Source organism: Flavobacterium hungaricum (assembly GCF_015182285.1).
Classification (GTDB): domain Bacteria; phylum Bacteroidota; class Bacteroidia; order Flavobacteriales; family Flavobacteriaceae; genus Flavobacterium; species Flavobacterium hungaricum.
In genome coordinates this window covers 77826-103660 of record NZ_PRDM01000003.1, presented here as the reverse complement: position 1 = coordinate 103660, position 25835 = coordinate 77826, and the positions used below count along the sequence as shown (strand labels likewise).

The following is a 25835-nucleotide window of genomic DNA, read 5'->3' as shown; positions in this document are numbered from 1 at the left end:
AATTATCTAACACTCTAATTAACAACACCATGAAAACAAATGAAGAATTACAAAGAGACGTGCAAAACGCTATCAAATGGGAACCTCAGCTCCAGGCGGCAGAAATTGGCGTAACTGCCAGGGACGGGATTGTGACTCTTATGGGAACAGTCGATGCGTACTATAAAAAAATCGAAGCTGAAAACGCCGCCAAAAATGTCGATGGCGTAAAAGCTGTTGTAGAGGAAATTGAAATAAAATACTCCAACAGCATAAGAACAGATGAGGATATTGCCGTTGATGCCTTAAAAGCTTTAACGGACAACTGGAATGTTCCTCAGGAAAAAATTCAGATTAAAGTAGAGAAAGGATGGGTTACCCTTGAGGGACATGTTACCTGGAACTATCAAAAAGAAGCCGCCGAAAAATCTATTGGACATCTTTCAGGGGTTAGAGGTCTGACAAATCATATCAAGATAAAAGCCGAAATACAAAACGAAATCGAGAAACACAATATAAAAAGAGCCTTGTCAAGTAACTGGACCTTACATTCTGAAAACATTCTCATTAAGGTAGAGGGCACAAAAGTCATCTTGACGGGCTCAGTATCTTCCATTTACCAGAAAGATCTGGCGGAAAAAATAGTATGGAAAACGCCCGGTATATGGGCTGTGGATAATCAGCTGGCTGTAGAACATAAATATACTCCAGTACTGTAAAAAATTGAAAGAATCTCTGCTATCTATATCTTACTTTTTTATAGATTGAGAAGATACAGGTTCTCCCGAACAGACTACATTATTTCGATAATCGTACTACAAGCGAAAATTAACTTAAAAAAATCAATATCATGGAACCAAGCTGGATTATACTAACAGTCAGCGGTGCTGTTGTACTCATTATGATGATTTATGTTTTCAGACTAAACAGCAAAGCCAAAAAAGCTTTTGAGAAAGATCTAAACAGCTCTTCTGATCTTTTAGAGGAGGAGTCTGATGTAAATAATGTTCATTAATTTTTAAAGACAGTTTTGTGTTTTTACTTTATTTCTTTTACTATAACAGACAATGAAAACTTTGCTTTATACCGTATTTCTATTTACATCGGTTTTACTGCTTATGAATCGCTATACAGATTTATATATCAATAATTCTATTATACATTTTGTAATATTATTAACCGCCGCAATTTCATTTATTTTTATAGCAGGTCAGCTTTTTGGAAAATTAAAAACTATAAAGTCAAGAGTATTCACAATCTTACTTGTTGGATGTCTGTGTTACATACAATCTTTTCTAACTTGGGGAGGCGACTGGAAAACGCAGACCGTTCTTTACCAAAACAGAGGCAACCGCAACAAAACTATAGAATTCCAGATGCGCGGGGATCGTTTTGCGTTTGGATACAAAAAACGCGTCATCAACCGGTTAAAATTATTTCCTGGATTAGACTGGACTACGGACGTTGATACGGCTAAAATTAGCCGCAGACAATGGAAGAAAGTAAACTTATATGTAAATGAAATGGAATTTGATTCCAATTAACAACATTAATCATTAGAAAACATGAAAAAAATACTAGTCACAACAGACTTATCCTATAATTCCAAACCGGCAGTACGCTTTGCCATACAGCTTGCTGCACAAGCAGGTTACGAACTTACATTTCTTTATGTAAACAGTTCATTTATCATTGACCCTTTTTCAGCTGTTACTTTTGTCGGCCTTCCGGAACCTGACACTAAAATGCAAGAACAAAGCTTAAAAAGATTTATACATACTCTTTACAGGCAAACCCATAAACAACCAGAAAATATTAATTATATAGTCGAAAATAAGCTGGCGGTAAATGAAGCAATTTTGGACTGTGCAAAAAGAATCAGAGCCGATTATATTTGCATGAGCACCAGAGGCGGTGGTCTGGCCAATAAGCTATTAGGCAGCCATACCAGCAAAATTTTACACGATTCTACTATTCCTATTCTTGTTGTACCAAGACATTACCGAATGAAGCAATTAAATTCTGTCTTATATCCATCTGATATTGAAGACATAAAAATTGAATTGCCGTTAATTAAAAAGTTTGCTGCAGAATTTAATGCTCCGATTTCTATATATCATTATGATTACTTTACAGAAGAGGAAGAAATCAATAAAAAACTACATGAAATAGAAAATCAATATAAATCCAATACTCTACATTTTCATTTTAAAAAGCTAAATCCTGAAGTATCATTACTTCGTCACCTTCAAATTGATATTATGAGAGCCAAACCCTCCATCATAACCATGTTTGCCAAAGAAGACCGAAGCTGGTTTGAACAGCTTTTTCAATCTATTAAAACTTCAGAAAAGGGCTTTGACACCAAAACCCCTATGCTGGTGTTTAGAAAATAAAAGGAAGATCAAAAACAATCTGATATCTGATCTTCCTGCAGCTGTTTAACCAGATAACCGATTCACGGCATAGTAAACTCTTGAAATTCACATAAAGAAGCTTCAAGTTTAAGTTTTTCCTGGAGATAATCTAATTGCAGTGAATCTAACGTATGTACAACTGAGGAATTAAAACTTTCAGTGCTAATTTCATACTCCTTAATATAATTAACTCTTCTTTTTAATTCTTCAAGGTGGTATTTCGCTTCATGCAGTCTCTTCTCTCTGCTTTTATTTTTTCCTTGTATCTCCTCCATACCTTTCTCTTGATCGATGATAATTAACTCAGCTGATGTAATTATACTATCTGATTCTCTATTAAATGAAAACCATTTTTGGAGAGTCTGCTGGTCTATGTTTTTTGTTTTCATTAATGAATCTGTATTAGGGACTTCTCCACTTAAAGAGTTTTTATTCTGGCAGGAATATAACAATAAAGTTATAGCACCCAAGATGTTAAATTTTGCATTCATTCTTTTGCTGTTTAAAATTTATATAATATTCATTGAAGCAGTATTCCACCGTGTTAAAATTTATATTCTCAAATGGTGATTGTGGTCATATTTTGATCGAGCTGGAAATCGTAATTTTATCTTATTGAAACAAATTCTAATACTAAAAACGATATGAAACCACCTGCATGGAATCTTTTAATACTCTCAGTCTTTTTTGTTCAATGTTCCAGTTCAAATATCACCGGCAGCTGGCACTCGACAGAAACATCATCTAGTCTGCAGCATGGCCGGATTATAGTAGTTGGGTTAATACCAGAATCTGATAAAAGACTCCAGCAGAAAATGGAAAATCATCTGGCTGACGAATTGTGTAATCTTGGCTACGATGCTGCTGCATCCACCGATATTTATAATTTTGAAACATATGAGGGCCAGGATCAAAAAGAGATAATAAAAGAGTTAAAGCAAAATGGAATTATTGCTGTTTTAACCATTGTACTGCTTGACAAACAAAAAGAAAACTACCATGCCCCTAAAAGCATGTTTGACGCTGCAGAAACCGATACTAATAATTTTGATGTTTATTATAATGCCATATATAGTAAAATAAATGAACACGGATATTATGTAAATAACACTTATTATTTTTGGGAAAGCAGCCTGTTTGTAATGCCAAATCAAGAATTAGTATATTCAGCCAAGACCCAGTCTTTTAATCCTTTTAGTGCTCCAGCTCTTGCACATGAATATGGCAGATTAATAATAAATGATATGCTGGAACATAATGTAATCATCAATCTTTATAAACAAAAGGACAAAAAACTGTAGCAGTTACAAATCTCTGCTAGCACTGTAGAATTTGATTTAAACTGTTTTAAAAGATATAAAAATTTAAATTTGAAGTTTTGGTTTCAGACCGTAATGTTTAATACTATGCTCCATTATAAAAAGTCTAGCTTCTTCAATATCGTCTGTTATCAAGAATAATTTGGAATCTAGTTCGTTTATAGTTCCCTGCTGTTTCATAAGGTTAATATGTTCAATTAGATTTTTATGATATTCTTTGTTGAATATAATAATAGGAAAGTTTTTAATCTTTCCGGTCTGTATCAACGTAAGCGCTTCAAAATATTCATCCAGCGTTCCAAAACCACCTGGCATCACTACAAAGGCAAAGGAATATTTTACTAAAAGTATTTTACGAATGAAAAAATGTTTTGCCACAACCCACTTGTCGAGGTACGAATTTGGCATCTGATCAATAGGAAGTTTTATATTGCAGCCTACCGATTTTCCCCCAACCTGTTTTGCTCCCAAGTTTGCAGCTTCCATAAGACCTGGTCCACCTCCTGTCATTATAGTAAAACCAAGTTTAGCAAACTCACCGGCGGCTTTTCTTGTAAATTCATAATAAGGATGATCTTCTTTAAAACGAGCAGATCCAAAAAAAGTAATACAAGGACCAACAGTGTACAATTTTCTGAAGCATCTCACTAGTTCCCACAAAATAACTAAAATAAATTTCAGCTCGATTAACCTCGACTGCGGGCCTTCTAAAAACTGAATTTCTGACAAATCGATGCGAGGTTTTGCATTTTTCATGGTTTATATCTTTAAATTTCTTAACATAAATAAGGCTGTTCCAGGTTGACTTTTAAATGATTTATCACTTTGATTACTCCCGGAGTTTTGTAAGCTATTTTTTCAGCTTCTTCTTTTTGAAAAAGAGAGTCCACAATTCCAGATAATTGAACCGTCGCTCCTGCAACCTCAATATTTATTTCATCAACATCAAGAGCCCAATGTCTTTGAAGTGCTTTCTCTAGTAACTCTTTTTCTACAGGATGAAATGTTTCCCTCTTAAGTTTAATATTATTTGTTATTCCTGCTATTCCTTTTTGATTTTCGACAAGTTCCGCAGCGATATCTCTTTGAAAATTCCAAGGTAAAATTCCGTCAAGAGTAACCCATCCGCTTTCTACTGTAATGCAGACAGCTTTTTTAGGTATAATACGATTTTCATTAAAAACACTAACAACCTGCTCAGCAATCTTTTGATCTGAAATCACAGCAGACTTTTCAATAAAAACCTTGATTTCATCTACAATTGCACCCACACCTTTAATTTTCCTGGCAGCATGCAGGGCCTCTTTTTTCTTCACAAGTGAATCAACATTTCCTGTAAGAGTCACTATTGCTTCTTTTACTATCACGCCAATTTCTGCTGGATGCAGCAACGGTTCTGATTTAATTGCTTCCTGCACCTCTCTTTGTAAAACTTCATTACTTTTCATATCTGAGGTATTAGTTTTTTGGCTATTAATTAAACTCCACCACAATCTCATTATCTACATACCATACACCAGGCGTATTCCATGCAATTCTTTCTGCTTCATCCTTTTGAAAAAGAGAATCAACAATACCGCTCAGATATATTGTTTTGCCTTCAACCCTTACTTTAATGTTATCAAAGTCAAGAATCCAGCTCAGGCGGAAAGCTTTCTCAACTATTTCTTTTGTCATTTCGTCTTTTATTTCAGCTTCTATTTTTATATTATCAATCACCCCTCTTACTCCTGCCAGATATCGAATAGCATTATCAGCTGCTTTTCTTTGAAAATTCCAATGTAGAATCCCATCTAGTGTAACCCATCCATTCTCTACACTAACTTTTATCTTATGATCAGGCACAGCCCAATTTTCATGCAGCGCTTTGCTAACAGTAGCATTAATTTCGGTGTCGCTTTTAATAGCTGAAAAAAATAAATCAACTTTAATATCGTCTACTACTCCCCTTACACCTGCAATATTTTTAACTGCCTGCTCCGCCTCTTTTTTTTGAGTATAGTTATCCACGATACCACCAAGAGTAACAATACCATCTTGAACAGTAACATCAATTTCATTTGAGCGCAACAAAGGCTCCCATTTGATAGCCTCCACTACTTCTTTGCGTAAAACATCATTATTTTTTTTCATGACAAAAATTTTTAAATTTTACTGAAACTAAATTCCAAACCATTTTAAGGCCTGGATCATTAAGCAAATTTGAAGTAATAAAACAGAATTAAAAATGATCCTGATCAATTTGAAAAGTGATAAAAAACATTTTGAAATTAAATGCCAGCACGTACTTTTAAACTGAACTTAAAGAATTAAATTCAGAAAAAAAGAACTATATAACTTCGAAATATTAATCAAATCTTAAGCGATAAAAAAAAATAAGATTCCTGACTATTCGTTATTTCGTATATAATTAAAACAAATTCCAAAATGAAGCTAATTACATTATTCCTGTTATTAACTGTGCTTCCTATAAATTGGGAACCTGACTTTAATAACGCCAAAAAAACGGCAAAGGAAAAGCACGAATTAATTCTTTTGAACTTCTCTGGTTCAGACTGGTGCGGCCCCTGTATTGTAACACGCAGAGACTACCTTGAAAGCCAAACATTCACAGAGATGGCAAATGAAAATCTGATACTCGTTAATGCTGATTTTCCAAGAAAAAAGAAAAACATTGGAACTCCCGAACAGGTAAAAAGAAACGAAGATTTAGCCGAGATTTATAATAAAGAAGGTAGTTTTCCTCTAACACTTCTTCTGGATGCTGACGGCAAAATAATCAAAACCTGGCACGGAAAACCTGAAACTTCACCTGAACAATGGACTGCCGAAATAAAAGCGATCTGTGAAAGCCGAAAATAACATATCAAAAAAGCAAAAATATTCGCAGTCCCTAAAACTCATGGGAAACAACTTTACCATTACAGTTGTAGATGAAAATGAGAAAAAAGGAAATGAGAATATTAATCTCGCTATTGAAGAAATCAGGCGCATTGAAAAACTTTTGACTACTTATAAACCAGATAGCCAGACGAACCTAATTAATGAAAATGCAGGATTTAAGCCCGTAGAAGTAGATTTGGAAGTTTTTAATCTTATCGAACGGTCTATTGGAATTTCAAAAATTACACAAGGTGCATTTGATATTTCTTATGGAAGTATTGACAAAAGTCTTTGGAATTTTGACAAAACAATGACCACGCTGCCAGACGCCGAAACGGCCTTAAAAATGGTACATCTTATTGATTACAGAAATATCATTCTGGACAAAGAAAACACAACTGTATTTCTAAAAGAAAAAGGAATGCGGATTGGTTTTGGAGGAATCGGAAAAGGTTATGCGGCTGAAATGGCAAAACAAATCCTAATCAGAAACAATGTTGAAAGCGGCATTATAAATGCGAGCGGGGATCTTTCAGCCTGGGGACTGCAGCCTGATGGAAAAAAATGGACCATTGGTGTGGCAAATCCTGACGCTCCAAATGGAGCATTCTCGTATATGGAAATATCCAATAAAGCAGTGGCAACCTCTGGCAATTATGAAAAGTTTGTCACAATTAAGGGGAAAAAATATTCGCATACCATAGACCCAAAAACAGGGCTGCCCATAACCGGAATAAAAAGTGTTACCATTATTGCTTCTAATGCAGAATTTGCAGATGCAATGGCAACTCCTATAGCGGTTATGGGAATTAAGGCGGGCCTGTTTTTAATAGACCAGATACCGGATCTATATTGTATAATAATAGACGACAACAACAAAATTTACACTTCAAAAAACATCAACCTGAAATGAAAAAGCCAAAACAAAAAGCGCTCGTACTATGCTGCAGCATTGCTTTTACAGGCATTCTGCTCACCTCCTGCACATCGGTAAAAGAATACCAGAAAGGAAAAATCAACGATTCTGAAATGGTGCTTTCCAACAGGAAAATCGAAAAAACAGAACTCAGTTTTCAATCCTACCGTGAAGGAGCTTCCGGAGCCAATTCAGGAAAAAGCGGCGGCGGCTGCGGGTGTAACTAATTTTCATGCGATAAAAAAATGAAAAGAATATTCATAACAGGGTTTGCTTTATTGGCACTATTTCAAACAAGAGCACAAAATGTTCCTGCTGATTCAACTAGTTACAAAAGCAAAAAATTAAAGCTGGAAGAAGTAAATCTGGTTTCCAGTTATTATAAACAGGACGGAAATAATTCGGCTGTTACCGGAGGAATTGGTTCTGAACATCTTACTGATATTGCCAATACCATTGATGTTAAACTGGTAAAATACGGAGAAACTGGAATTAAACATACTTTTGATATTGAAGCCGGTATTGATCATTATACCTCAGCATCATCAGATATGATTGATTTGAGTGCCAATTCATCTGCATCTTCTTCAGACAACCGCTTCTATCCTTCTTTAACTTATTTGAGAGAGAATGAAGAAAAAGGAAGAACATTGGGGATTGGGGTTTCATCATCAACTGAGTTCGATTATCAGTCTTTTGGAGGAAACATCAGCTTCTCACAAAAATCAAAAGACAGAAACGGAGAGTTTACAGCTAAATTTCAGACCTTTATAGATCAGTTAAAATTAATTGAACCAGTCGAACTCCGTCCTCCAGGCCAGGAAGGCTACGGCAGCGCCAACCGTAATACTTTTGCAGGAACTTTAAGCTACTCGCAGGTTGTAAACAAGAACCTTCAGGTAATGCTTGTAGGCGATATAATCAGCCAAAATGGATATTTAAGTCTTCCGTTCCACAGAGTTTATTTTGCAGATGGATCGGTGCATCAGGAAAAAATGCCGGATACCAGACTCAAAATTCCATTGGGAATCAGGGCTAGTTATTTCTTGGGAGACAATATAATTATTCGTGCTTATTACAGATATTACACTGATGACTGGAGCTTAAAAGCGCATACTGCCGATCTTGAAATTCCTGTGAAATTAACCCAAGCGTTTTCACTTAGTCCGTTTTACAGATTTTATACCCAGACAGGAACGAAGTATTTTAAACCATACGGAGAACATACCGCAGCTGATGAATACTATACCAGCAATTATGATTTATCGAAGTTTGACAGCAGTTTCTTTGGAATGGGAATGAAATTTACACCTCTAAACGGAATTTTTGGCCTTAAACACTGGAATACTCTAGAGATACGTTATGGTCATTATACTAGAACTACAAATATGACTTCGGATATTATCAGCATTAACATCAAATACAAATAAAAGATAATCAAACACTTAAAACTAAAAATAATTTTTAGGCACGTTTCTTGTTCTATCAAATATATTAATGAATAAAGAGTAATATTATGAAAACTATTAAATATTTTTTGATTGGAATATTATTCCTTTCTTTTAGTTATACACAGGCTCAGGTATCAGTAAACGTTAATATTGGAACTCCTCCTGAATGGGGACCTGCCGGTTATACAGATGTTCGTTATTATTACCTGCCGGATCTTGAAACCTACTATGATATCAGCACATCAAATTATATGTACTTAAACAACGGAAGGTGGGTCAGAACCAGATCACTTCCCTCTGCTTACAGAAATTATGATCTTTACAACGAATACAAAGTAGTCTTAACCGATTATAGAGGTGACAGACCTTATGATAATTTTAAAACCCATAAAGTAAAATATGGAAAAGGTTATCAAGGCCAGCCCCAAAAAACAATTGGCCAAAAGCCTCGTAAAGGAAACAATAAAGGAAAAGACAATGGACACCACGATAATGGGAACCATAATGGAAATGGTAAAGGAAAAGGAAACGGGAAACATTAATCCAAAAGAGGCTTAAAAGCCTCTTTTTTATTTATTTTCAGTACGAATTGATAAAATTATTGAGGGAGAAATAATCTTTCTTAGAAAGAATTGTTTACAAGATTGATTACCGATTAATTCGACTTCATACTTTTTCTCACAAAAAGCTAAATCCATTTTTTAACAGTCGTTTGCCTTTCTAAAAAAGACACAGTATAAATAAGGCATAAAAATGCCCCCCTTATCTTTGTCTCCCATTTTCTATAGCGAATCCAGAAATGAAGAAATTTGTATTTTTGTGGTTATAAATTTCTTCTTAAATTTATTAAAGCCTAACATATATCAAGAAATAAGCGGCAATGGAACAAATACGGCAATATTTAGAAAAGACAGCTAACCTGACTGACAGAGATTGGAACTTTTTCTGTTCAAGGCTTATAAGAGAGGAATTCCCTAAAAAGCACCATATCCTCAAGGCAGGACAAACAGAAAACCATCTTTCCTTCATTGAAACGGGTATGGTTCGTTTCTATATGCCAAAAGAAGAAAATGAACTCACTTTCTCCTTTGTATTTGAGCACAGTTTTGTAAGCGGCTACAATTCGTTTCTTACCCAATCCCCTTCTGCCTACAATATAGAAACGCTCACAAAAACAACGCTTTGGAGATTGACATATAATGACCTGCAGAGCATTTACAGCGAAACAGAAATCGGCAATACCATAGGACGGAAAGCAGGTGAAGATCTGTTTCTCAAAAAGTCATTAAGGGAGCTTTCTCTTCTCAACGAATCTGCTGAACAGCGCTATCTGAATCTATTTGCCGAACAGCCTAAATTGATAAAAGAAATTCCTCTCAAATATATTGCTTCCTATATTGGCATCACCCCCCAGGCTTTAAGCAGAATCAGGAAACGGATTTCTTAACTTAGGTTCATTGTTTCATTGTTTCACTAATCCGATCTTTGCTGAAAAATAGTAAACATGAAACCATTAATAGTATTGCTTTCAGCATTTGCAGTTTCGCTTTTGATCACCAGAATTTTTCGCGGCAATTATGACTTTTATTTCTCTGCAAGAACAGCAATGTCCGTCATGCTGCTTTTCACCGCTATGGCACACTTCATCTTTACTAAAGGCATGGCGATGATGCTGCCGGGTTTTATTCCGTTTAAAATACAGACTGTTTATGTGACGGGAATTATTGAAATTGCCGCGGCTATTGGCCTCTTTATTCCAGATTTCAGAATAAGTACGGCTTGGCTGCTGATCGCATTTTTCATAATGGTATTTCCTGCAAATATTTACGCATCAATAAAGCATATTGACTATCAAAATGGGACTTTTGAAGGAAGCGGTCTGAGATATCTATGGTTTAGAGCCCCGTTACAAATTCTTTTTATCGTTTGGATATATCTTTCATCTATAAAATATTAACAGGCTAATTTGGATTTGATGCTATTTCTAAACTAATATTTGTTCAAAAAAATTGCTTAAAATCGAGGTACACTTTTTTTCTGTGCCTGCTCTTAAATAGCATATAAACCTAGTATTTACTGGGGTTTAACAATTCAAACCAGAACCTCTTTCTCCGCGGATGGAGTAAAAGCAAACTTTTCAAATTCTACAAAAAAGCAAAAATTCACGGAAACTCTGCATTTCAAATATCTATAACATATTTGTAAAACAAAAAGAATAATACTACTGTCTGTTAATTCGCTAGTACTTAAAATTTTGAGTGTTTTTAATATTGAAAAAGTAAAATTTGAATTTGGTGCAGAATCGGTGCACTTTGGCTATGGAGTTGATACCTTTTTTGCAAGTAAAAGCTAAGGCGGTTTTTGTATTTAAGTTTTTTACCGAATCTCTTTCTATTTTCAAAGTTTTGGTGTAAATTTACACCAAAATAACTTTTATTATTATGACACGACAAAGTATATCATTAACCGCACCTAATGAAGAATGGTTAAAAAAACAGGTAAATGCAGAAGAGTTTAGCAGTAAAAGTGAAGCCATTAACTTTTTAATAAAAAAAGCACGTTCACAAGAAGAGTTCTATGACTTTGTAAGAGCTAAATTAGATAAGGGAGAAAAAAGTGGCTTTGTAAAAAAACAAACTAAAGAAGAAATGTTAGCGGAGTTTAAAAAGGATTTGGGAGATGTATAGCTATTATTTAAGTAGCGAAGCCAAAGAAGATTTAAAAAGAATTTATTACTACGGTGTCGGTAAGTTCGGAATGGATCAGGCCGATCACTATTTCAATATGTTTTACGATTGTTTTGACAAAATAGAGCAAAATCCACTTTTATTTCCATCTGCCGACCACATCAAAAAAGGATATCGTTATTGTGTTTGCGGTGTCGATACTATTTACTACCGAATAAATGGAGATGAGCGAATAGAGATTATTACCATTATTGGGAGGCAAGACTTTTAGATCTGGTGTTGTTATCTTTTTACAACAAAAAGCCAAGGAATTTTCAAAAGACTTTCCATCTGAAAAGCATCTAAATTTAAATTTATCAATAATAAAAAATATTGATATCTTTACAATCAAATTATCCAGAATAATACCACTGAATATCAATTAGTTAAATATCAAAAAAGCGACAATTAAAGTTCGGGTGCAGAATCGGTGCACTTAGGTTTAAGACATCATAAAAACGTAGCATAGATTCGGGTTTGAGCGGTAAAGTTCGAATCCTGCTCTCCCCACGGAAAGTCCTGAAGAAATTCAGGACTTTTTTTATGGGTAAAATCGAAATTTTTCAATTCAGGGATTCTCGGATTAATACGAAAAACCTGTGGAGCAGCAAAAAACAAAGATATCTTTGATGCGCCTATAACTTGGTATTAAGGTTTGCTCAAATTCTTTATCATGAATTAAAAACTTTAATTGATCTGGACAGAAAGTACAAAAATTTCAATTTCTTCTTTCGGACATAAAACAAACGCTGAAAATCAGCTGTATTTATATCTTTGTCATTTTTTAGATAATTAAAAAATACACGGATCACTTTGAATATTGGCTCCAACATAATTATCATGACAGTCTTTCTGATATAAAAAATCAGTAAATTTTTGATAGAATTTTTTCCAATAATTTTTTTTCGAAGCTAATTCTCGTTTATCAAGTTTAGGTGCATCACAAATACGCAATTAAAATTTGTACTACTAGAAAACTGAATAATATTATTTAATACCTATTTGTAGTTTTGTATGGAATAGAGTTTTACTCTTTCTCCATTTTTTTTTGAGTCGCTTTCCTTTCTCAGTTTCTTTTATGAATTGCTTGAATAATGGGATAATTTGACTCGGTTTTTCATGGTTCTAGTTTATGTAAAAAATACCATTTTAGGTAAAAGTTAGGTAAGAGGTATGCTTTGAATTATAAAAAATGATAAAGAAAACCTCACATGGAGGTGATGCATTCTCTAGTTTTTCTTTTTTATCAAGATCCTTAAGCCAACGATACATTATTTTAGCAATATAATTAACATAAAATTCACTATTTATTACTAATAATATTTATCAAATATCAAAACTAAAAAATCTTTATTTTTAAATATCAAGAAGCTATCATCCTTAGAAAAAAGTAAATTTCTATCATATTCTTCATCAAGCAAAGTATTACAATTTTCATCAATCAATTTGATAGAATATTTTTTTGCTTCATTATCTTCAGAGACTAATGAATGTGTTAAAAAGAATGATTTCAAAAGAAGTACATTATTAAATCTATTTTCATTACAATCAAAAACTGTTCTTACTGAAGGTATCTTTTTAAAGACTATCTTATTTAAATCTCTTGAGTCTATTCTTTTATTAACTACAATATTAATAAGTTTAAAACTGTTCTCGATGGTATCTTTTTGATAAGTTTCTTTTAATAAATAACTATATCTATTTTTTGTGCTTGAAATCTTTTTCACAGTCACTGAATCATTCATATTGAATTGACCTAATTTTAATTCATCAGAGGAATACACTTTTGAAAAAAAAACCAAGTTTCCCTTTTGATCTTTATAGCAATTATCAGCTGAGTAATTTAATTTTTGAATAAAAATATTATGTAATATTAAATTTTGAGAATATAATTTTGTAACAGCATACATACAAAACAAAATAAATAATGCTTTTTTCATAACTTTTTTAATTAAACTGCATAATAAGATTTGTGCCCGAATCTTTTTCAGATCTGATATAAACCCATAACGGTAGTGATCCGCAGACTTATGTCTGTTTGGCACCAGCAATCCAAAAGGATAGTAATCGCATTGATCTCCATGCCAATAAATATATGAACTTACCGCAGCGTATAATCAATCAGAAATTGCTTTTTATGAAATTTTCAATAATTCAAATATATTCATTATTACACAAATATTGAGGTTCAAGACAAAAATAAAGGTGGCATTTACAGCGGGTTCAAGCTTAAAGTTCGAATCCTGCTCTTCCCACGAAAGTCCTGAAGAAATTCAGGACTTTTTTTTTGTAATAAATTGAAAATTTTCAATTCAGGGATTCTCCAAGTCTGCTATTTTGATTCCCAATTAAATCTGAGCAAGATTAAAAGGCAGTTTTCTGATTCTTTTTCCTGTAAGGTCAAAAATCGCGTTGGTCAGTGCCGGTGCTAATGGCGGCAATCCAGGTTCTCCAACTCCACCAGCGTCTTCACTATTTTCCATTATATAAACTTCGATTGGCGGAATATCATTGATACGGGGCATTTGGTAATCGTAAAAGTTTTTTTGATTGGTAATACCGTCTTTAAATGTTATTTCATGAAAAGCCGCTGCACCAATTCCCATCACGATCGAACCTTCTACCTGTGCTCTGATAATATCTGGATTTACATACCAGCCACAATCCATTACAGCCCAGACTTTGTCTATTTTTACTCCCCCGTTCTTTTTTGATACTTTTACGATATGACCAACAGTAGATGAAAAACATTCTGTTATGGCGACGCCAAAACCTTCATTTTTTTTACGCTTTTTCCATCCCGAAACTTCTTCGAGTTTGTCAATAAGTTTATGGATTCTTTCATCCAGATATTCCCGTCTAAAATCAAGCGGATCCTTATTGGCTTCATGCGCCATTTCATCCATAAAACTTTCGTAAGCAAAACCGTTTGTAGAGGCATATACAGAACGCCACCACATACTTGGAATAGGAGTTTCGAAAAGTACCTCAGCAAAACTTACATTTTTTACCGTATCAAAATAAGGTTTTAAGAATCCTTCACTCGTACTGCGATTGGCACTTGTTTTTGTAGCAGGATCCCGCCAGTGATCGTTATTCTGACCTGACATTCTAAATTTCAGTGCCTCAATTTTCCCATTATTTACAACACCTTCACATCTGTACGTAATACCCGGACGATACGGTCCCTGCGTAGCATCATCTTCTCTTGTCCATACGACCTGCACCGGTGAATTGATTTCTCTCGAAATTACAGCAGCTTCGTGAGGATAGTCCATAAAAGCTTTACGGCCGAATCCGCCTCCGAGAAAAGTCATGTTTACAATCACGTTTTCACGGGGCATTTTCAATTCTTCACTCAGCGCATCCTGAACCCAGTCCGGCGCCTGAATTGGTCCCCATATTTCTACTTTACCATCTTTAAAATCAGCAATACAATTCAGTGGTTCCATGCAATAATGGGACTGGTAAGGTGTCTGGTAAATTAAATCCAGCTTTTTTACAGAATTTGCAATAACACTCGTCGGATTGCCCTGCTCTTTAAAAGACAGTCCTTCTTGGTTCATTACATTTTCTAACTGCTTCTTATAAATATCGGCGGTATTGATGTGTTCAAATCCCGAATCGTCCCACTCTACTTTTAGCAGTTTCTTTCCCTGAAAAGCGGCCCATGTGCTGTCAGCCACAACTGCTACACCCTCCCGATAGGTTTTGAAAACAAGCATTTTTATTTTGAATACTTTTTTTACGCCGGGCACTTTTAAAGCCGCTGCCGCATCAAAGCTTTTTACTTTTCCTCTAAATCTTGGATTTCTCTCAACGGCTGCATACACCATTCCGGGAATCCTTTTATCTAATCCGAATATTAGTTTTCCGTTTGTTTTTGGCAGTGTATCAATACGGCGAAGCGACTTACCGATTAATTTATAATCAGAACGGTTTTTAAGTTTTACATTCTGCGGAATTTCCAGTTTTGAAGCTGCTGTGACCAATTCTCCATAATGTGCTTTTTTGCCTGAATTGCGATGTATCACATGCCCCAGTTCGGCATAACATTCCTCATGAGGAACTTTCCACTGAGTTGCGGCTGCGGCAATCAGCATTTCTCTCGCAGTAGCAGTAAGTTTAAGGAATTTTTTATAATTGGAACGAATGGTTGAACTTCCGCCTGTAACCTGATTTCCATATTTTTTATCACCTTTTCCAAAGATGACATTGATATCATTAAGGCCTACTTCTAATTCTTCTGCAAGAATCTGCGGAACAGAATGAAAAGATCCCTGTCCCATTTCGGCACGGTGATCTACAAGTGTAACCTTGCCTGAGGTATCAATAATAACCCACGCATTCAATTCTACTGACTTTGCTTCTTCTGCCAGTTTTAATGGATTTATAACGCTGGCGGTAGAATCTGATGAAAAAATACCAAGGTAAAGTGCTGTTCCTCCTAAACCTGCAATTTTTAAAAAATTTCTTCTGGATGTATTGTTAATTGAAGACATACTCGACTGACTTTAGTTAATGTTAAGGTTTAGGAGCGTAAGCCCCGTTTTCTAACCACGTTATCCATGCTTTTTTAAATTCTTTGTGGCTCAAAGGCGGTAATTTCAGTCCTTGTGCAGGTTTCCAGCCTGTAAGTACAAGCCCGTCATCAGCATGCTCAATTAATTTTTGAAGATCTTTATTTCCGTTTTGTTTTGGATCTACTAACTGTTTTGCCAACTGATGTGCAGTCCTGCCTTCAAAAACCATTTTCATATCTACCGGCGGTAAATGCCATTCGGGATGTCCGGGAGGTGAATGCAGACCCGGCGTATTTTCCAGCTGATGGCAGTTGGAACATTTCATGGCATAAATTCCTTTCCCGTCTTTTCCTCGTTTTGGAGACATTTGATGCAGATGGCTGTCGTCTCCCTGCAAAGGGATATCTCCTGCAGGATGACAGTTCATACAACGAGGGCTCATTAGTACGGCATAGACTTTTTCAAAAGCTTTTACCGAAGCAATACTATCCTTTTTAACAAACGGAATTGCGACATACTGGCGATCGTTGATTTTTTCTTTGATTCCAAAAGCCAGTAAAGTACTGGTTAGCAGAAGAAAAAAACCGCCGAAAAGCATCCATTTTCGAGCTGGTATTTTTTTTGCCGAATAAAATATTTTTTTCATCTGATATCAAATTAGGATTTAACTGAATTACGCTGTATTTCAGCTGCCAAATGAATTGCTTTGCGAATTCTTGGATACGTGCCGCATCTGCATATATTTCCAGACATGGCGTTATCGATATCCTCATCTGTTGGATTTGGATTTTCTCTCAAAAGAACAGCAGCCGACATGATCTGACCAGAGTGGCAGTAACCACATTGGGGTACATCTATTTCCTGCCAGGCCTTTTGTGCAGGATGATCATTGTTTTGTGAAAGTCCTTCAATGGTAGTAATTTTTTTACCCTCTGCCCTTTTTATTTTTGTGACACATGATCTAACGGCTTCACCATCGAGGTGTACTACACAAGCTCCGCACTGCGCCACCCCGCATCCGTATTTAGTACCCGTCAGGTTCAGAATATCGCGGACCACCCACAGTATCGGCATTTCAGGATCAGCATCAAACTGATGGATTTGTCCATTTACATTTAATGATATCATACATCTAAAATTTAAAAATTATTCAAAATCAATCCTTTACCTAAAAATACAAATTCTATCTGTAAGAATCCGTATAGTTTCAATATTTTTATACAATCTGCTAACAGTAAACTTACGGTGAAGTTATACTGAAATTACCAGCCTTCTTTAAGCCCATTTTGAAGCGCATTATTGTATTTCTCCAGATTAAACCTGTAAACATTTGGTGCCTTATGCGCTTTGCCTTCCATTCTTGGCTCGTCCATCTTATCTAAAATATCATAACCGATCATTTTTCTGTAAAAATTGCCTCTGTTCAATTTCTTGTTCAGTATTATTTCGTAAAGTCTTTGCAATTCAGGCATTGTGAATTCAAGAGGCAGAAGATTGTAACCAATGGGTTTGTAATTAAGTTCTCTTCGCAGCGTGTATAAAGCTTCATTTAAAATATTCCTGTGATCCATCATCATTGGCGGTAAATCATCAATATCAACCCACTGACATATACTTGAAAAAATATCAACAACAGGATTTACTGCTGCGAAGTCTGCAAGAGCGTAAAAACCTAAAGTAATAAAACGCTGTTTATGCCATAAACCGTCATCATAATCCGTAAAAAAATCTTCACTCCTGCCCATCTCAGCAAAAAAACGGAACTGCTGAAGGTATATATTATCCCCTCCGGTTCTGTCATTCAATATCCTTTTGGCTGCATCTTTCGTATCTTCATCTTTTTTAATATACCCCCCAGGTAATGACCATAGTTCTTGATCTTTTAGTTTTAAAAGCAGTACTTTCATATTGCCTGCATTGTAGCCAAAAACCACGCAGTCCAGGGATAAATGTGGTAAGTATTCTTTCCATGCTGTTTTGGAAAATTCCAAAATGAGTTCTTTCAATCTTTTTTCCATTTATTTTATTTTCCTGCTTTGAAAAAAATCAAAGCCTGAAACATCTTTTTATTTATTATACGCAGCATCACTCACATGCTCCAACCAAACCACAGAACCTTTATCCGTATTAGGGCTTATGGCAACATGAACAAGAGTATCCTTTGAAGAAGCTCCATGCCAATGAATTATATTAGGAGGACATTTAACCACATCGCCTTTCTGGATTATTTCTTTCTGTTTTCCCTTTTCCTGATAATACCCTCTGCCTTTTGTCACCAATAAAATCTGTCCGCCTTTATGATAATGCCATTTTGTTCTGGCTCCGGGTTCAAAAGTTACATTTCCAATCTGTATATTGTACAAGGTGTCGCTTTGCATCAGCATAGTTAAAAAAGCCGACCCTTTAAAATTGCCGTTTGTTACTTCTTTACCTTTTGGGAAAATCACATCTTTACTTGTTACACTGGTCTGCTTTTGATTAGAATCATTACAAGACAAAACTGTCATGACAATGAAGAATGAAGAAGCAGTAAGTATATTTAATTTTATTTTTTTCATTTTCACCTCTTTAATTTTACTTCTGTCTTAAAACCTGATCTACTATCTTTTGTGCCGCAAAAGCTTCTTTCGCGCCAATCGTTGTTTTGATAATTTCAACAAATTCCTGGAGCTGTTTTGGCGTTAAACCCACATTCAGGCAGATATTCAAATGTGATTGCAGCATAGGTTCTGCCTCTCCTATACTGGCTATTACAGAAACCGTTACCAATTCTCTTTCGGAATACGTTAAAACATCACGTTCAAAAATATCTGCAAAAAGATGTTCTTTCAAAAAAACATCAATTTCCGGTGCAAAGGCAGAATAGCCTGTTTTTGGTCCGTCCTTTGATGTCTTGGTAAGCTCTGCCAGTACTGCTTTACCACGATCATATTTCGAACGTTCGTCTTTTATGGGTGATGCCTCTGCTCCAATTGTATCGGTTATTCCTTTTGCTTTACGTTCTTCTAGTACAGCCATAAAAGTCTGCAGTCCGCGAATGCTTCTTGGAAATCCGCAGTAGGCGTATAAATGCACTAGTGTTTCCTTAATCTGATTAACGGTCAAACCTGCGTCAAGTCCCTGATTTAATTCCGTTTTCAATTTTACTAAATCCCCTTTGGCTGTAAGTGCTCCAATTTTTACAATTGCCTGCTGCTGCCTGCTTAAATTCTGATTTTGATCAGTCTGCGAATTTCCTTCTGCACAAGCAAATACAATCATTATAAGTATCGAGAGTGTTTTCATTTTTCTTTATTTAATTAAAACCAATTTTCTTAAGCCAGTTTTGAACTTCAGTCTGAACCTCTTTCTCCTTGCTGCCTTCCATCACAAATAAAACTCCGTCTCTTTCTATTCCGCCTTTTGTAGAAAAACCTTCTAAAAAAGTACTTTTATGACATAACTCTTTTACAGTTTGAAAGGTGCTTCCTATTCCATAACCTGCATTGGTATTGAACGGGATAACTGTTTTCCCTTCCAAATTGTATTGCTTCAAAAAACTTTTCATAGGCGGTGGCAGCTGCATTCCCCATGTTGGAAAGCCTACAAATACAACATCAAATTTTTCAATATGGTCTATCTTGGTTTTAAGCGGAGGAAGAAATCCTGTTTCGTTTTCTTTGGCAACCTGGCTGACTATTGTTTTATAATCTTCAGGGTAAGGATTCTGTAATTCCAGTGCTGTCAATGTGCCTCCCACATTCTTATGAATCATCTCGGCAACTGCTTTGGTGTTTTTGGTTCTTGATAAATATACGATCAGTATATTTTTATCAGTTTGTACCGCTGTCTTATCCTGAGATGCTTCCTGCGCTTTACTGCAGCCTGAAAACATACAGGCAGCTGTTGTAAGCATAAAGCAGATTGCTGTTAGTTTTTTCATTTTCTTGTCTCTTTCCTGTTACTTATCCAGTCCTTTTCCTTTTAACCAGTCAGACATAAGATCTGCAATCTGAATGTTATTTAAATCTGAAAATGGAAAGTGCGTATTTCCCTTAATTCCAATTTCAGGAAGATGCACCACCGTTACATCGCCGCCTTTTTTGTTTACGGCATCTCGCCATAGTCTTGCCATTTCCAAACGTGCACGCCATCCATCGGCACCTGAATTTTTAGATGGTTTATCGGGAATATTATCTCCGTAATAAATTATGATCGGAATTTTGGTCAACTTCATAAAATCGTTAAGAGGAATGCCGGCGGCTTCAAGTGCTCCCGCAGAACTCGCTATGGGCGACGGAACCTCTCCTTCGGGAAATAAAAATCCGCTTCCTGGTTCATAAGATACAATGGCTTTTACATTCTGGTTTTTAATTGCTGTCATCCAGCCCATTCCGCCTGAATGGGAATGCGTAACCAGAATTGCAGGGCCTGTTTTTGTAAACAGCGCAGCAGCCGCATCTGTAGTAACATTCAAATCAATTGTACCTAAATTTGGAGTCATCGATCGGAAGTACTGGTTAAGTGTTTCTTCATCCCTGGCAAACTGTACTCCATCAAAATAGTCCGGCCAGATTCCCACGCGGAAAACGCCAAACCATTGCTGCTCATCCGGAACTGGTTTTATAGAAGCCTCCGCAGTACTTCTGCCTGCATTTCCTCTTCTGGGCTGATCGATCAGATAAACAGGATATTTTTTGCGAAGAAAAATATTCTGAAACCCTTCACGCCCGTCCGGTGTGGATTCCCAAGTCTTGGAAAACTGGCCTATGCCGTGCCACATGACCAACGGATATTTGTGCGCATTGGCTGGAATTTGATAAAAAACATAAGCATGATCTCCACGAAAGGTCTGTCCTGCCGGCGTAATATTATAAGGCTCAAAAGTTCCCGGGTTTTCAATTATGGTTCCGCCAACAGCGAAGCTTCCCTGCTCTTCTATAAGTATTGGCTTTTGTTTTACTTTTTTCTGTGCTGTAAGTGATGAGCCTGCCGTTATTAACGACAGACATAAAACGATCCAATAGTTAATGATTTTGTTATCCATCATATTTTAGTTATTTATTTTTCAGGCGACATTACTTTAGTGAAAGACAATGATCCCAGCTTCCAGCCATTAATGCCTTTTACATATACTTCTGTTACTATAAAAGGATTGGTTACTTCATTGCCTCCCACTACAGCCAATAGTGTAATTTTGTTTAAAAGTATGGCTGTATTATCGATAATGTTTACTGAAACTTCATGAACATCAGCTTTCTTATAATGAATTCCGCCGCTTTTAATTACATTGATTTCCTGCGTCTTTCCCCAACTTCCTCCCATATGAACAAAGACAGATTTATTATCAAACAATGGTGTAAGCTTATTGACATTCTTATCAGCCATCCATTGCCATTTTTGTTTTGAAAGCTGTATTACTTCCTCTTCAGAAGCAGTATTTTGAGCAAAAGAACTGTTTATCATCACAATGAATATCAGCAGTTTAAAAAATGATTTTTTCATACTATTTTTAATTTTTAATTACTTTTTTTGTTTTCCTACTCTATCCTGCAATTGCTGTGTTTTTTAATATTGATCTTCTATCCATTTTAAATTTTTCTCTAGTTAGTTATCTGTTTAATGTTCGCTCACTCAGCCATTTTACCATGTTGGGATCTCTGTGATCAAAAAACAGGCTTGCGTTGGTATCTAAAGTTTTGATCGAAGCCATGTCTTCATCTGTTAGTTCAAAATCAAAAATTTTGAAGTTTTCTGCCATTCTTTCTTTACGAACTGATTTCGGAATTGCCACTACTCCTCTTTGAGTCAGCCATTTTAGGATAACCTGCGCCGTAGATTTATGATACTTGGATGCAATTGCTGTGAGAAGTTCGTTTATGAAGATATCATTCTTCCCTTCTGCAAACGGCCCCCAGGATTCGATCTGAATATTATTGTCCTGAAGAAATTGCTGCGATTCATTCTGCTGATGAAAAGGGTGCGTTTCAATCTGGTTTACTGCAGGCGTAAAGCCAGTATTCGACACTAAGTCCATAACTCTGTCCGGATGAAAATTAGAAACACCAATAGCTTTTACTTTTCCTGCTTGGTATAATTCCTGCATGGCGCGCCACGATCCGTAAATATCGCCATAAGGCTGATGGATAAGATATAGATCCAGATAATCCAATTGCAGCAGGTCCAACGATTTCTGAAAAGCTTTTAAGGTATTTTCATAACCTGCATCGCTTACCCAGAGTTTTGTTGTAATAAAAAGTTCTTCCCTTGCAATGCCGCTTCGTTTAATTCCGTTTCCAACAGCCTGTTCATTCATATACGACGCTGCCGTATCAATTAGTCTGTAACCTGTTTCGATAGCATCAACCACAGCTTGTTCACATTCTGCCTGATCCTGCATTTGAAAAACACCAAACCCTAAAATGGGCATTTCAACTCCGTTGTTTAATTTTATAGTATGCATTGTAACACGATTTTATAATTCTATTATTACAAATCTCCGAACTAAATACATGGGTTTTGGTATACGGATTACGGAATCTCCTACCAAGATTACTGATTCAGAGTATACTGCTGTTAAAACTGTACTTAAATAGCTAAATTTGTTTAACAAACAACGATGAAGACATGGGACAGGTATTTAACTTCGAGACTATTAATGAGTATAATGATTTTAATAATCATGAAACATTACATCCTTTAGTTAGTATAATTGATTTTAATAAAGCAAAACCAAGAACAGGTTCAAGGATGAATTTTGAACTTTACTGCATTTTTTTGAAAGATGTAAAATGCGGGGATTTGAAATATGGGCGTAATTATTATGACTATCAGGAAGGAACCTTAGTTTTCGTATCGCCAGGACAGACCATTGATGTAGAAAACAAAGTAGATTATTACCAGCCCGCAGGACATGGATTGGTTTTTCATCCCGATTTAATTCGCGGTACCACGCTTGCTAAAACTATTAGTGACTATAACTTTTTCAGCTATAATACAAGTGAAGCCCTGCACTTATCAGAGAAAGAAAAACAGCTTGTCTTTGACTGTTTTGCGAAAATAGAAACAGAATTAAAGCAGTCTATTGACAAACACAGCAAAAAACTTATTGCTTCAAATATTGAATTATTTTTGAATTACTGCGAAAGGTTCTACGACCGCCAGTTCATAACCAGAGACACAACCAACAAAGGAATTGTTGAAAAATTTGAGGAACTTTTAAACAGTTATTTTTCATCAGATAAACCAAATATCTTAGGACTGCCTTCCGTAGCGTATTACGCTGGCGAACTAAACTTATCTCCTAATTATTTTGGTGACCTTATTAAAAAAGAAACAGGGAAATCTGCCCAGGAATACATTCAGAATAAAATAATAGATACTGCTAAAAATAAGATATTCGATTCGACAAAAACCATTAACGAAGTCGCTTATGAATTAGGTTTTAAATACCCGCAGCACTTCACGCGTTTTTTCAAACAGCATGTTGGAAGCACTCCTAATGAATATCGAATTTTGAATTAAAAAATGGTGGTCTTTACGAAGCATTTCAAATTTGGAGTTCTTAAGAGATAACTAATTTGGATTAATTTCAATGTAATCTCTTTTTCCATACTGTAGTTCAAAAGGTCCATCTTGAAAACTAAATTTCTTTAAAGCTATCTTTTTGTGAATACTGCCATATTCGTTTGTATCAAACTCATACATTTCACCTGTAAATAAATTTTCAAGAAAAAGAAGTCCTCCCTTTCTATCCAAATACAAATGCTTATCGGATCTATAATCCTTAGTATCATGGTACAAACATTTATAGACTGTTATTGATTCACCTTTACTGCTGATTTTCTTTTGATCAATTATTTTCAAAAGTTTACTGTTAAAATACAAATTACTATTTGTAAATCGAATCGTGTCTATGTGTTTGTCAAACTCATAGATAAATGTTTTTTCTTTGCTTTGATCAATCGAAGTTTTCTTTGATGTAAACATTTCGATTCTATTGTTTGCAAAATTAAATGTTCTTACTTGTAAAGCATCCTTATTAATCTCGATTTTAAACCTAAAGAACTCTGGAAAGTTTTGAGATATAAAACCACTTATATAATCATTTACAAAATCTTGTTTTTTTATTCATTTATACCTGATATTTTGAAAAACCGTTGTCACTAAATCATTTCTTCAAGCTTATAAACTTCTCCCCATCTATTTAGTAAGCGACTATCATAAATGTTAAAGGGAATAATTGAACTATCTTTTTCGGTAGACAACCCGGTAAATGTCCAAAACAAATCCTCAAACTTACAAACCAAATATCCTCTATCATTAAATGAGTAGTCTCCAACAATCTTATAATTTTGTAAATTGTTAACTTCATGCTCATCCATAGGACGAAAGGCATCAACGACCTTTTTTGTCAGCTCAACTTTACCATTCTCAAAGAACTCTAGCTGATTTTGGTAGATTATACAAAAAAACAAACCACCTGCATGAAGATCAGTATTTGCGATTAAAGTTGACTGATACTTTTTATTAATTTCTATTTTCATTAGTAAATTATTATTGAGCGTATTCAATTGTAAAGTTTTAGCGATAATAGCGCCCGCTTGGCATGGGGCACCATCATTAGTCGAAGGGTTGAAATCATTTGGAGTTTTCTCCAAAAGTGCCACAAAAAGTTAAGGTGAATTTTTTCATAATACTATCGAAAAGCCTTTAGTATATTTTGTAAATAAGTCTACTGCCAGTAGGATTATCAAAACCAAAAGAAAAACTAATAAGTACGTAATTATTTGGGCTTTTTTATTGAATTTAAAAGTGTCGGGGTCGATAAAATAATCAGCGAACACCGCCGGAGAAATTTTGATATGCGGGCAAAATAAAGTGACACCTTCCAAAAAATGTCCAATAAGATTGTATTTGTTTTTTGGGATATAAGTCATCCCATTATCAGGTTTAGAAAAATGAATGGGAATCTGTTTATTATCTTTGAAACCAAAAATATATCCCGGAGAATATTTTGTTCCGATTTTTCTATCAATATCACCTACATAAGCTTCTGTACTTCTTTCCAGCTCTTTGTATAAAATACTCTGTACAATGCCATCGTATTGGTGATAATGTATACCAGACTGATCTACAGAAATGAGAATAATTTTTCGAAGTTTTTGACGCTTGTAATCTTTATAAAAAATCCAAAGAACCCAAAACAGAATGGGAAAATATATTAGGTTGAAGATTATCTCACCCTTAGATAAGCTGCTATTATGTTCGAGCTGCATACTTAAAGGAATTCCAATAAATAAAGCAAGCATTGCAATAAACAAAATTCCAAACAGCGTAAACACTACTATAGTAGAAACTAGATTGCGTTGAGAATACAATTCCGGAAAATTTTCCTTGTTATAAGTCATTAATGGTTTATATGGTTTTAACTTAAAAATCAAATATAACTATTTCAATCTTCACCCCTATTATCTGTTCTGCAAAAAAACTGATTTTAAAATAGCAGCATCAAAATAAAGAATTAAAGACCATGTGATTTTTTAGTTTTGTAAAAATGTTTCATTATTGCCCACTTTTGTTTCATAACTGCCTAGAGAAATCAACGGAGATTTGCCATACTATTAAACAATAATAAAAGTG

Annotated in this window: 33 protein-coding genes; 15 read left to right on the top strand and 18 right to left on the bottom strand. The window is 35.1% G+C overall.

Annotation, left to right across the window (positions count from 1 at the left end; genetic code table 11):
• The first annotated feature begins 29 nt into the window (after positions 1–29).
• The 4 genes from C4F50_RS13825 (at position 30) to C4F50_RS13810 (ending at position 2375) form a co-directional block, all read left to right on the top strand.
• Complete coding sequence (locus C4F50_RS13825) at positions 30–698, top strand: BON domain-containing protein (protein ID WP_194139247.1); 669 nt, start codon at positions 30–32, stop codon at positions 696–698.
• A gap of 131 nt (positions 699–829) precedes the next feature.
• Positions 830–994 carry a hypothetical protein gene (locus C4F50_RS13820; protein ID WP_194139246.1) on the top strand — a complete coding sequence of 55 codons (165 nt, stop codon included), beginning with the start codon at positions 830–832 and terminating at the stop codon, positions 992–994.
• A gap of 52 nt (positions 995–1046) precedes the next feature.
• Positions 1047–1523: a hypothetical protein gene (locus tag C4F50_RS13815; protein WP_194139245.1), complete on the top strand. Its 477-nt coding sequence runs from the start codon at positions 1047–1049 to the stop codon at positions 1521–1523.
• A 21-nt stretch (positions 1524–1544) separates the two neighbouring features.
• Positions 1545–2375: a universal stress protein gene (locus tag C4F50_RS13810; protein WP_194139244.1), complete on the top strand. Its 831-nt coding sequence runs from the start codon at positions 1545–1547 to the stop codon at positions 2373–2375.
• 62 nt (positions 2376–2437) lie between these two features.
• On the opposite strand, the gene C4F50_RS13805 is transcribed toward C4F50_RS13810, so the two are convergent.
• Positions 2438–2887 (bottom strand): hypothetical protein, encoded by a 450-nt coding sequence (locus C4F50_RS13805; protein WP_194139243.1) that lies wholly within the window; start codon positions 2885–2887, stop codon positions 2438–2440.
• A gap of 153 nt (positions 2888–3040) precedes the next feature.
• On the opposite strand from C4F50_RS13805, the gene C4F50_RS13800 reads away from it, so the two are divergent.
• A complete protein-coding gene (locus C4F50_RS13800; protein ID WP_194139242.1) occupies positions 3041–3697 on the top strand; it encodes a hypothetical protein in 657 nt (218 codons plus the stop codon).
• 63 nt (positions 3698–3760) lie between these two features.
• Here C4F50_RS13800 and C4F50_RS13795 read toward each other — a convergent pair whose 3' ends face one another.
• The 3 genes from C4F50_RS13795 to C4F50_RS13785 are packed head-to-tail and all read right to left on the bottom strand — an operon-like array spanning position 3761 to position 5848.
• Positions 3761–4471 (bottom strand): LOG family protein, encoded by a 711-nt coding sequence (locus tag C4F50_RS13795; RefSeq protein WP_194139241.1) that lies wholly within the window; start codon positions 4469–4471, stop codon positions 3761–3763.
• Positions 4472–4491: 20 nt separating this feature from the next.
• Positions 4492–5163 carry a BON domain-containing protein gene (locus tag C4F50_RS13790; RefSeq protein WP_194139240.1) on the bottom strand — a complete coding sequence of 224 codons (672 nt, stop codon included), beginning with the start codon at positions 5161–5163 and terminating at the stop codon, positions 4492–4494.
• Between the two features lie 25 nt (positions 5164–5188).
• On the bottom strand, positions 5189–5848 hold the full coding sequence (locus C4F50_RS13785) for a BON domain-containing protein (protein WP_194139239.1): 660 nt from the start codon (positions 5846–5848) through the stop codon (positions 5189–5191).
• Between the two features lie 294 nt (positions 5849–6142).
• On the opposite strand from C4F50_RS13785, the gene C4F50_RS13780 reads away from it, so the two are divergent.
• From C4F50_RS13780 to C4F50_RS13740, 9 genes are all read left to right on the top strand, one after another.
• The gene (locus C4F50_RS13780) at positions 6143–6577 is read left to right on the top strand and encodes a thioredoxin family protein (protein ID WP_194139238.1); all 435 of its coding nucleotides are present in this window, start codon (positions 6143–6145) and stop codon (positions 6575–6577) included.
• A gap of 40 nt (positions 6578–6617) precedes the next feature.
• Positions 6618–7511, top strand: a complete 894-nt coding sequence (locus C4F50_RS13775; RefSeq protein ID WP_194139237.1) for an FAD:protein FMN transferase — start codon at positions 6618–6620, stop codon at positions 7509–7511.
• Positions 7508–7741, top strand: a complete 234-nt coding sequence (locus tag C4F50_RS13770) for a DUF4266 domain-containing protein (protein WP_194139236.1) — start codon at positions 7508–7510, stop codon at positions 7739–7741. The genes C4F50_RS13775 and C4F50_RS13770 overlap by 4 nt, the downstream gene beginning before the upstream one ends.
• 18 nt (positions 7742–7759) lie before the next feature.
• Positions 7760–8944: a DUF3570 domain-containing protein gene (locus tag C4F50_RS13765; protein WP_194139235.1), complete on the top strand. Its 1185-nt coding sequence runs from the start codon at positions 7760–7762 to the stop codon at positions 8942–8944.
• An 86-nt stretch (positions 8945–9030) separates the two neighbouring features.
• A complete protein-coding gene (locus C4F50_RS13760; protein ID WP_194139234.1) occupies positions 9031–9507 on the top strand; it encodes a hypothetical protein in 477 nt (158 codons plus the stop codon).
• Positions 9508–9845: 338 nt separating this feature from the next.
• Positions 9846–10412, top strand: a complete 567-nt coding sequence (locus tag C4F50_RS13755; protein ID WP_194139233.1) for a Crp/Fnr family transcriptional regulator — start codon at positions 9846–9848, stop codon at positions 10410–10412.
• 57 nt (positions 10413–10469) lie between these two features.
• Positions 10470–10922 (top strand): DoxX family protein, encoded by a 453-nt coding sequence (locus tag C4F50_RS13750; RefSeq protein WP_194139232.1) that lies wholly within the window; start codon positions 10470–10472, stop codon positions 10920–10922.
• 484 nt (positions 10923–11406) lie between these two features.
• Positions 11407–11652: a ribbon-helix-helix domain-containing protein gene (locus C4F50_RS13745; RefSeq protein ID WP_194139231.1), complete on the top strand. Its 246-nt coding sequence runs from the start codon at positions 11407–11409 to the stop codon at positions 11650–11652.
• The gene (locus tag C4F50_RS13740) at positions 11645–11923 is read left to right on the top strand and encodes a type II toxin-antitoxin system RelE/ParE family toxin (RefSeq protein ID WP_113679293.1); all 279 of its coding nucleotides are present in this window, start codon (positions 11645–11647) and stop codon (positions 11921–11923) included. Before C4F50_RS13745 ends, C4F50_RS13740 begins: the two co-directional genes overlap by 8 nt.
• A 1081-nt stretch (positions 11924–13004) precedes the next feature.
• Here the strand turns inward: C4F50_RS13740 and C4F50_RS13735 are convergent.
• The 11 genes from C4F50_RS13735 to C4F50_RS13685 form a co-directional block, all read right to left on the bottom strand.
• The gene (locus C4F50_RS13735; protein WP_194139230.1) at positions 13005–13631 is read right to left on the bottom strand and encodes a hypothetical protein; all 627 of its coding nucleotides are present in this window, start codon (positions 13629–13631) and stop codon (positions 13005–13007) included.
• 408 nt (positions 13632–14039) lie between these two features.
• A complete protein-coding gene (locus tag C4F50_RS13730) occupies positions 14040–16193 on the bottom strand; it encodes a xanthine dehydrogenase family protein molybdopterin-binding subunit (RefSeq protein ID WP_194139229.1) in 2154 nt (717 codons plus the stop codon).
• A gap of 22 nt (positions 16194–16215) precedes the next feature.
• Positions 16216–16860: a hypothetical protein gene (locus tag C4F50_RS13725; protein WP_228012026.1), complete on the bottom strand. Its 645-nt coding sequence runs from the start codon at positions 16858–16860 to the stop codon at positions 16216–16218.
• 11 nt (positions 16861–16871) lie between these two features.
• Positions 16872–17342, bottom strand: a complete 471-nt coding sequence (locus C4F50_RS13720; protein WP_194139228.1) for a (2Fe-2S)-binding protein — start codon at positions 17340–17342, stop codon at positions 16872–16874.
• Positions 17343–17476: 134 nt separating this feature from the next.
• Positions 17477–18232 (bottom strand): NUDIX hydrolase, encoded by a 756-nt coding sequence (locus C4F50_RS13715; protein WP_194139227.1) that lies wholly within the window; start codon positions 18230–18232, stop codon positions 17477–17479.
• A gap of 48 nt (positions 18233–18280) precedes the next feature.
• Positions 18281–18772 carry a cupin domain-containing protein gene (locus tag C4F50_RS13710; RefSeq protein WP_194139226.1) on the bottom strand — a complete coding sequence of 164 codons (492 nt, stop codon included), beginning with the start codon at positions 18770–18772 and terminating at the stop codon, positions 18281–18283.
• A gap of 16 nt (positions 18773–18788) precedes the next feature.
• A complete protein-coding gene (locus C4F50_RS13705) occupies positions 18789–19499 on the bottom strand; it encodes a carboxymuconolactone decarboxylase family protein (protein WP_194139225.1) in 711 nt (236 codons plus the stop codon).
• A 10-nt stretch (positions 19500–19509) separates the two neighbouring features.
• A complete protein-coding gene (locus C4F50_RS13700; RefSeq protein WP_194139224.1) occupies positions 19510–20136 on the bottom strand; it encodes a flavodoxin family protein in 627 nt (208 codons plus the stop codon).
• Between the two features lie 18 nt (positions 20137–20154).
• A complete protein-coding gene (locus C4F50_RS13695; RefSeq protein WP_194139223.1) occupies positions 20155–21243 on the bottom strand; it encodes an alpha/beta hydrolase in 1089 nt (362 codons plus the stop codon).
• An 11-nt stretch (positions 21244–21254) separates the two neighbouring features.
• Positions 21255–21698 carry a nuclear transport factor 2 family protein gene (locus tag C4F50_RS13690; protein ID WP_194139222.1) on the bottom strand — a complete coding sequence of 148 codons (444 nt, stop codon included), beginning with the start codon at positions 21696–21698 and terminating at the stop codon, positions 21255–21257.
• 106 nt (positions 21699–21804) lie between these two features.
• Complete coding sequence (locus C4F50_RS13685) at positions 21805–22656, bottom strand: aldo/keto reductase (protein ID WP_194139221.1); 852 nt, start codon at positions 22654–22656, stop codon at positions 21805–21807.
• Between the two features lie 164 nt (positions 22657–22820).
• Between C4F50_RS13685 and C4F50_RS13680 the strand changes: the two genes are divergently transcribed.
• Positions 22821–23717: a helix-turn-helix domain-containing protein gene (locus tag C4F50_RS13680; protein WP_194139220.1), complete on the top strand. Its 897-nt coding sequence runs from the start codon at positions 22821–22823 to the stop codon at positions 23715–23717.
• A gap of 51 nt (positions 23718–23768) precedes the next feature.
• Here the strand turns inward: C4F50_RS13680 and C4F50_RS13675 are convergent, their stop codons facing one another.
• The 3 genes from C4F50_RS13675 to C4F50_RS13665 form a co-directional block, all read right to left on the bottom strand.
• Positions 23769–24182 (bottom strand): hypothetical protein, encoded by a 414-nt coding sequence (locus tag C4F50_RS13675; protein WP_194139219.1) that lies wholly within the window; start codon positions 24180–24182, stop codon positions 23769–23771.
• A gap of 176 nt (positions 24183–24358) precedes the next feature.
• Positions 24359–24853 carry a hypothetical protein gene (locus C4F50_RS13670; protein ID WP_194139218.1) on the bottom strand — a complete coding sequence of 165 codons (495 nt, stop codon included), beginning with the start codon at positions 24851–24853 and terminating at the stop codon, positions 24359–24361.
• A 30-nt stretch (positions 24854–24883) separates the two neighbouring features.
• Positions 24884–25603 carry a hypothetical protein gene (locus tag C4F50_RS13665; RefSeq protein ID WP_194139217.1) on the bottom strand — a complete coding sequence of 240 codons (720 nt, stop codon included), beginning with the start codon at positions 25601–25603 and terminating at the stop codon, positions 24884–24886.
• Between the last annotated feature and the right edge of the window lie 232 nt (positions 25604–25835).

Excerpts from the sequence above, each read along its gene's own strand:
- C4F50_RS13770 (WP_194139236.1), top strand. The coding sequence starts at position 7,508 with ATGAAAAAGCCAAAACAAAAAGCGCTCGTACTATGCTGCAGCATTGCT.
- C4F50_RS13795 (WP_194139241.1), bottom strand. The coding sequence starts at position 4,471 with ATGAAAAATGCAAAACCTCGCATCGATTTGTCAGAAATTCAGTTTTTA.
- C4F50_RS13790 (WP_194139240.1), bottom strand. The coding sequence starts at position 5,163 with ATGAAAAGTAATGAAGTTTTACAAAGAGAGGTGCAGGAAGCAATTAAA.
- C4F50_RS13800 (WP_194139242.1), top strand. The coding sequence starts at position 3,041 with ATGAAACCACCTGCATGGAATCTTTTAATACTCTCAGTCTTTTTTGTT.
- C4F50_RS13705 (WP_194139225.1), bottom strand. The coding sequence starts at position 19,499 with ATGAAAACACTCTCGATACTTATAATGATTGTATTTGCTTGTGCAGAA.
- C4F50_RS13720 (WP_194139228.1), bottom strand. The coding sequence starts at position 17,342 with ATGATATCATTAAATGTAAATGGACAAATCCATCAGTTTGATGCTGAT.
- C4F50_RS13695 (WP_194139223.1), bottom strand. The coding sequence starts at position 21,243 with ATGATGGATAACAAAATCATTAACTATTGGATCGTTTTATGTCTGTCG.
- C4F50_RS13775 (WP_194139237.1), top strand. The coding sequence starts at position 6,618 with ATGGGAAACAACTTTACCATTACAGTTGTAGATGAAAATGAGAAAAAA.
- C4F50_RS13750 (WP_194139232.1), top strand. The coding sequence starts at position 10,470 with ATGAAACCATTAATAGTATTGCTTTCAGCATTTGCAGTTTCGCTTTTG.
- C4F50_RS13810 (WP_194139244.1), top strand. The coding sequence starts at position 1,545 with ATGAAAAAAATACTAGTCACAACAGACTTATCCTATAATTCCAAACCG.
- C4F50_RS13805 (WP_194139243.1), bottom strand. The coding sequence starts at position 2,887 with ATGAATGCAAAATTTAACATCTTGGGTGCTATAACTTTATTGTTATAT.
- C4F50_RS13735 (WP_194139230.1), bottom strand. The coding sequence starts at position 13,631 with ATGAAAAAAGCATTATTTATTTTGTTTTGTATGTATGCTGTTACAAAA.
- C4F50_RS13785 (WP_194139239.1), bottom strand. The coding sequence starts at position 5,848 with ATGAAAAAAAATAATGATGTTTTACGCAAAGAAGTAGTGGAGGCTATC.
- C4F50_RS13690 (WP_194139222.1), bottom strand. The coding sequence starts at position 21,698 with ATGAAAAAATCATTTTTTAAACTGCTGATATTCATTGTGATGATAAAC.
- C4F50_RS13680 (WP_194139220.1), top strand. The coding sequence starts at position 22,821 with ATGGGACAGGTATTTAACTTCGAGACTATTAATGAGTATAATGATTTT.
- C4F50_RS13685 (WP_194139221.1), bottom strand. The coding sequence starts at position 22,656 with ATGCATACTATAAAATTAAACAACGGAGTTGAAATGCCCATTTTAGGG.
- C4F50_RS13710 (WP_194139226.1), bottom strand. The coding sequence starts at position 18,772 with ATGAAAAAAATAAAATTAAATATACTTACTGCTTCTTCATTCTTCATT.
- C4F50_RS13730 (WP_194139229.1), bottom strand. The coding sequence starts at position 16,193 with ATGTCTTCAATTAACAATACATCCAGAAGAAATTTTTTAAAAATTGCA.
- C4F50_RS13825 (WP_194139247.1), top strand. The coding sequence starts at position 30 with ATGAAAACAAATGAAGAATTACAAAGAGACGTGCAAAACGCTATCAAA.
- C4F50_RS13740 (WP_113679293.1), top strand. The coding sequence starts at position 11,645 with ATGTATAGCTATTATTTAAGTAGCGAAGCCAAAGAAGATTTAAAAAGA.
- C4F50_RS13675 (WP_194139219.1), bottom strand. The coding sequence starts at position 24,182 with ATGTTTACATCAAAGAAAACTTCGATTGATCAAAGCAAAGAAAAAACA.
- C4F50_RS13755 (WP_194139233.1), top strand. The coding sequence starts at position 9,846 with ATGGAACAAATACGGCAATATTTAGAAAAGACAGCTAACCTGACTGAC.
- C4F50_RS13715 (WP_194139227.1), bottom strand. The coding sequence starts at position 18,232 with ATGGAAAAAAGATTGAAAGAACTCATTTTGGAATTTTCCAAAACAGCA.
- C4F50_RS13745 (WP_194139231.1), top strand. The coding sequence starts at position 11,407 with ATGACACGACAAAGTATATCATTAACCGCACCTAATGAAGAATGGTTA.
- C4F50_RS13765 (WP_194139235.1), top strand. The coding sequence starts at position 7,760 with ATGAAAAGAATATTCATAACAGGGTTTGCTTTATTGGCACTATTTCAA.
- C4F50_RS13815 (WP_194139245.1), top strand. The coding sequence starts at position 1,047 with ATGAAAACTTTGCTTTATACCGTATTTCTATTTACATCGGTTTTACTG.
- C4F50_RS13760 (WP_194139234.1), top strand. The coding sequence starts at position 9,031 with ATGAAAACTATTAAATATTTTTTGATTGGAATATTATTCCTTTCTTTT.
- C4F50_RS13665 (WP_194139217.1), bottom strand. The coding sequence starts at position 25,603 with ATGACTTATAACAAGGAAAATTTTCCGGAATTGTATTCTCAACGCAAT.
- C4F50_RS13700 (WP_194139224.1), bottom strand. The coding sequence starts at position 20,136 with ATGAAAAAACTAACAGCAATCTGCTTTATGCTTACAACAGCTGCCTGT.
- C4F50_RS13780 (WP_194139238.1), top strand. The coding sequence starts at position 6,143 with ATGAAGCTAATTACATTATTCCTGTTATTAACTGTGCTTCCTATAAAT.
- C4F50_RS13820 (WP_194139246.1), top strand. The coding sequence starts at position 830 with ATGGAACCAAGCTGGATTATACTAACAGTCAGCGGTGCTGTTGTACTC.
- C4F50_RS13725 (WP_228012026.1), bottom strand. The coding sequence starts at position 16,860 with ATGAAAAAAATATTTTATTCGGCAAAAAAAATACCAGCTCGAAAATGG.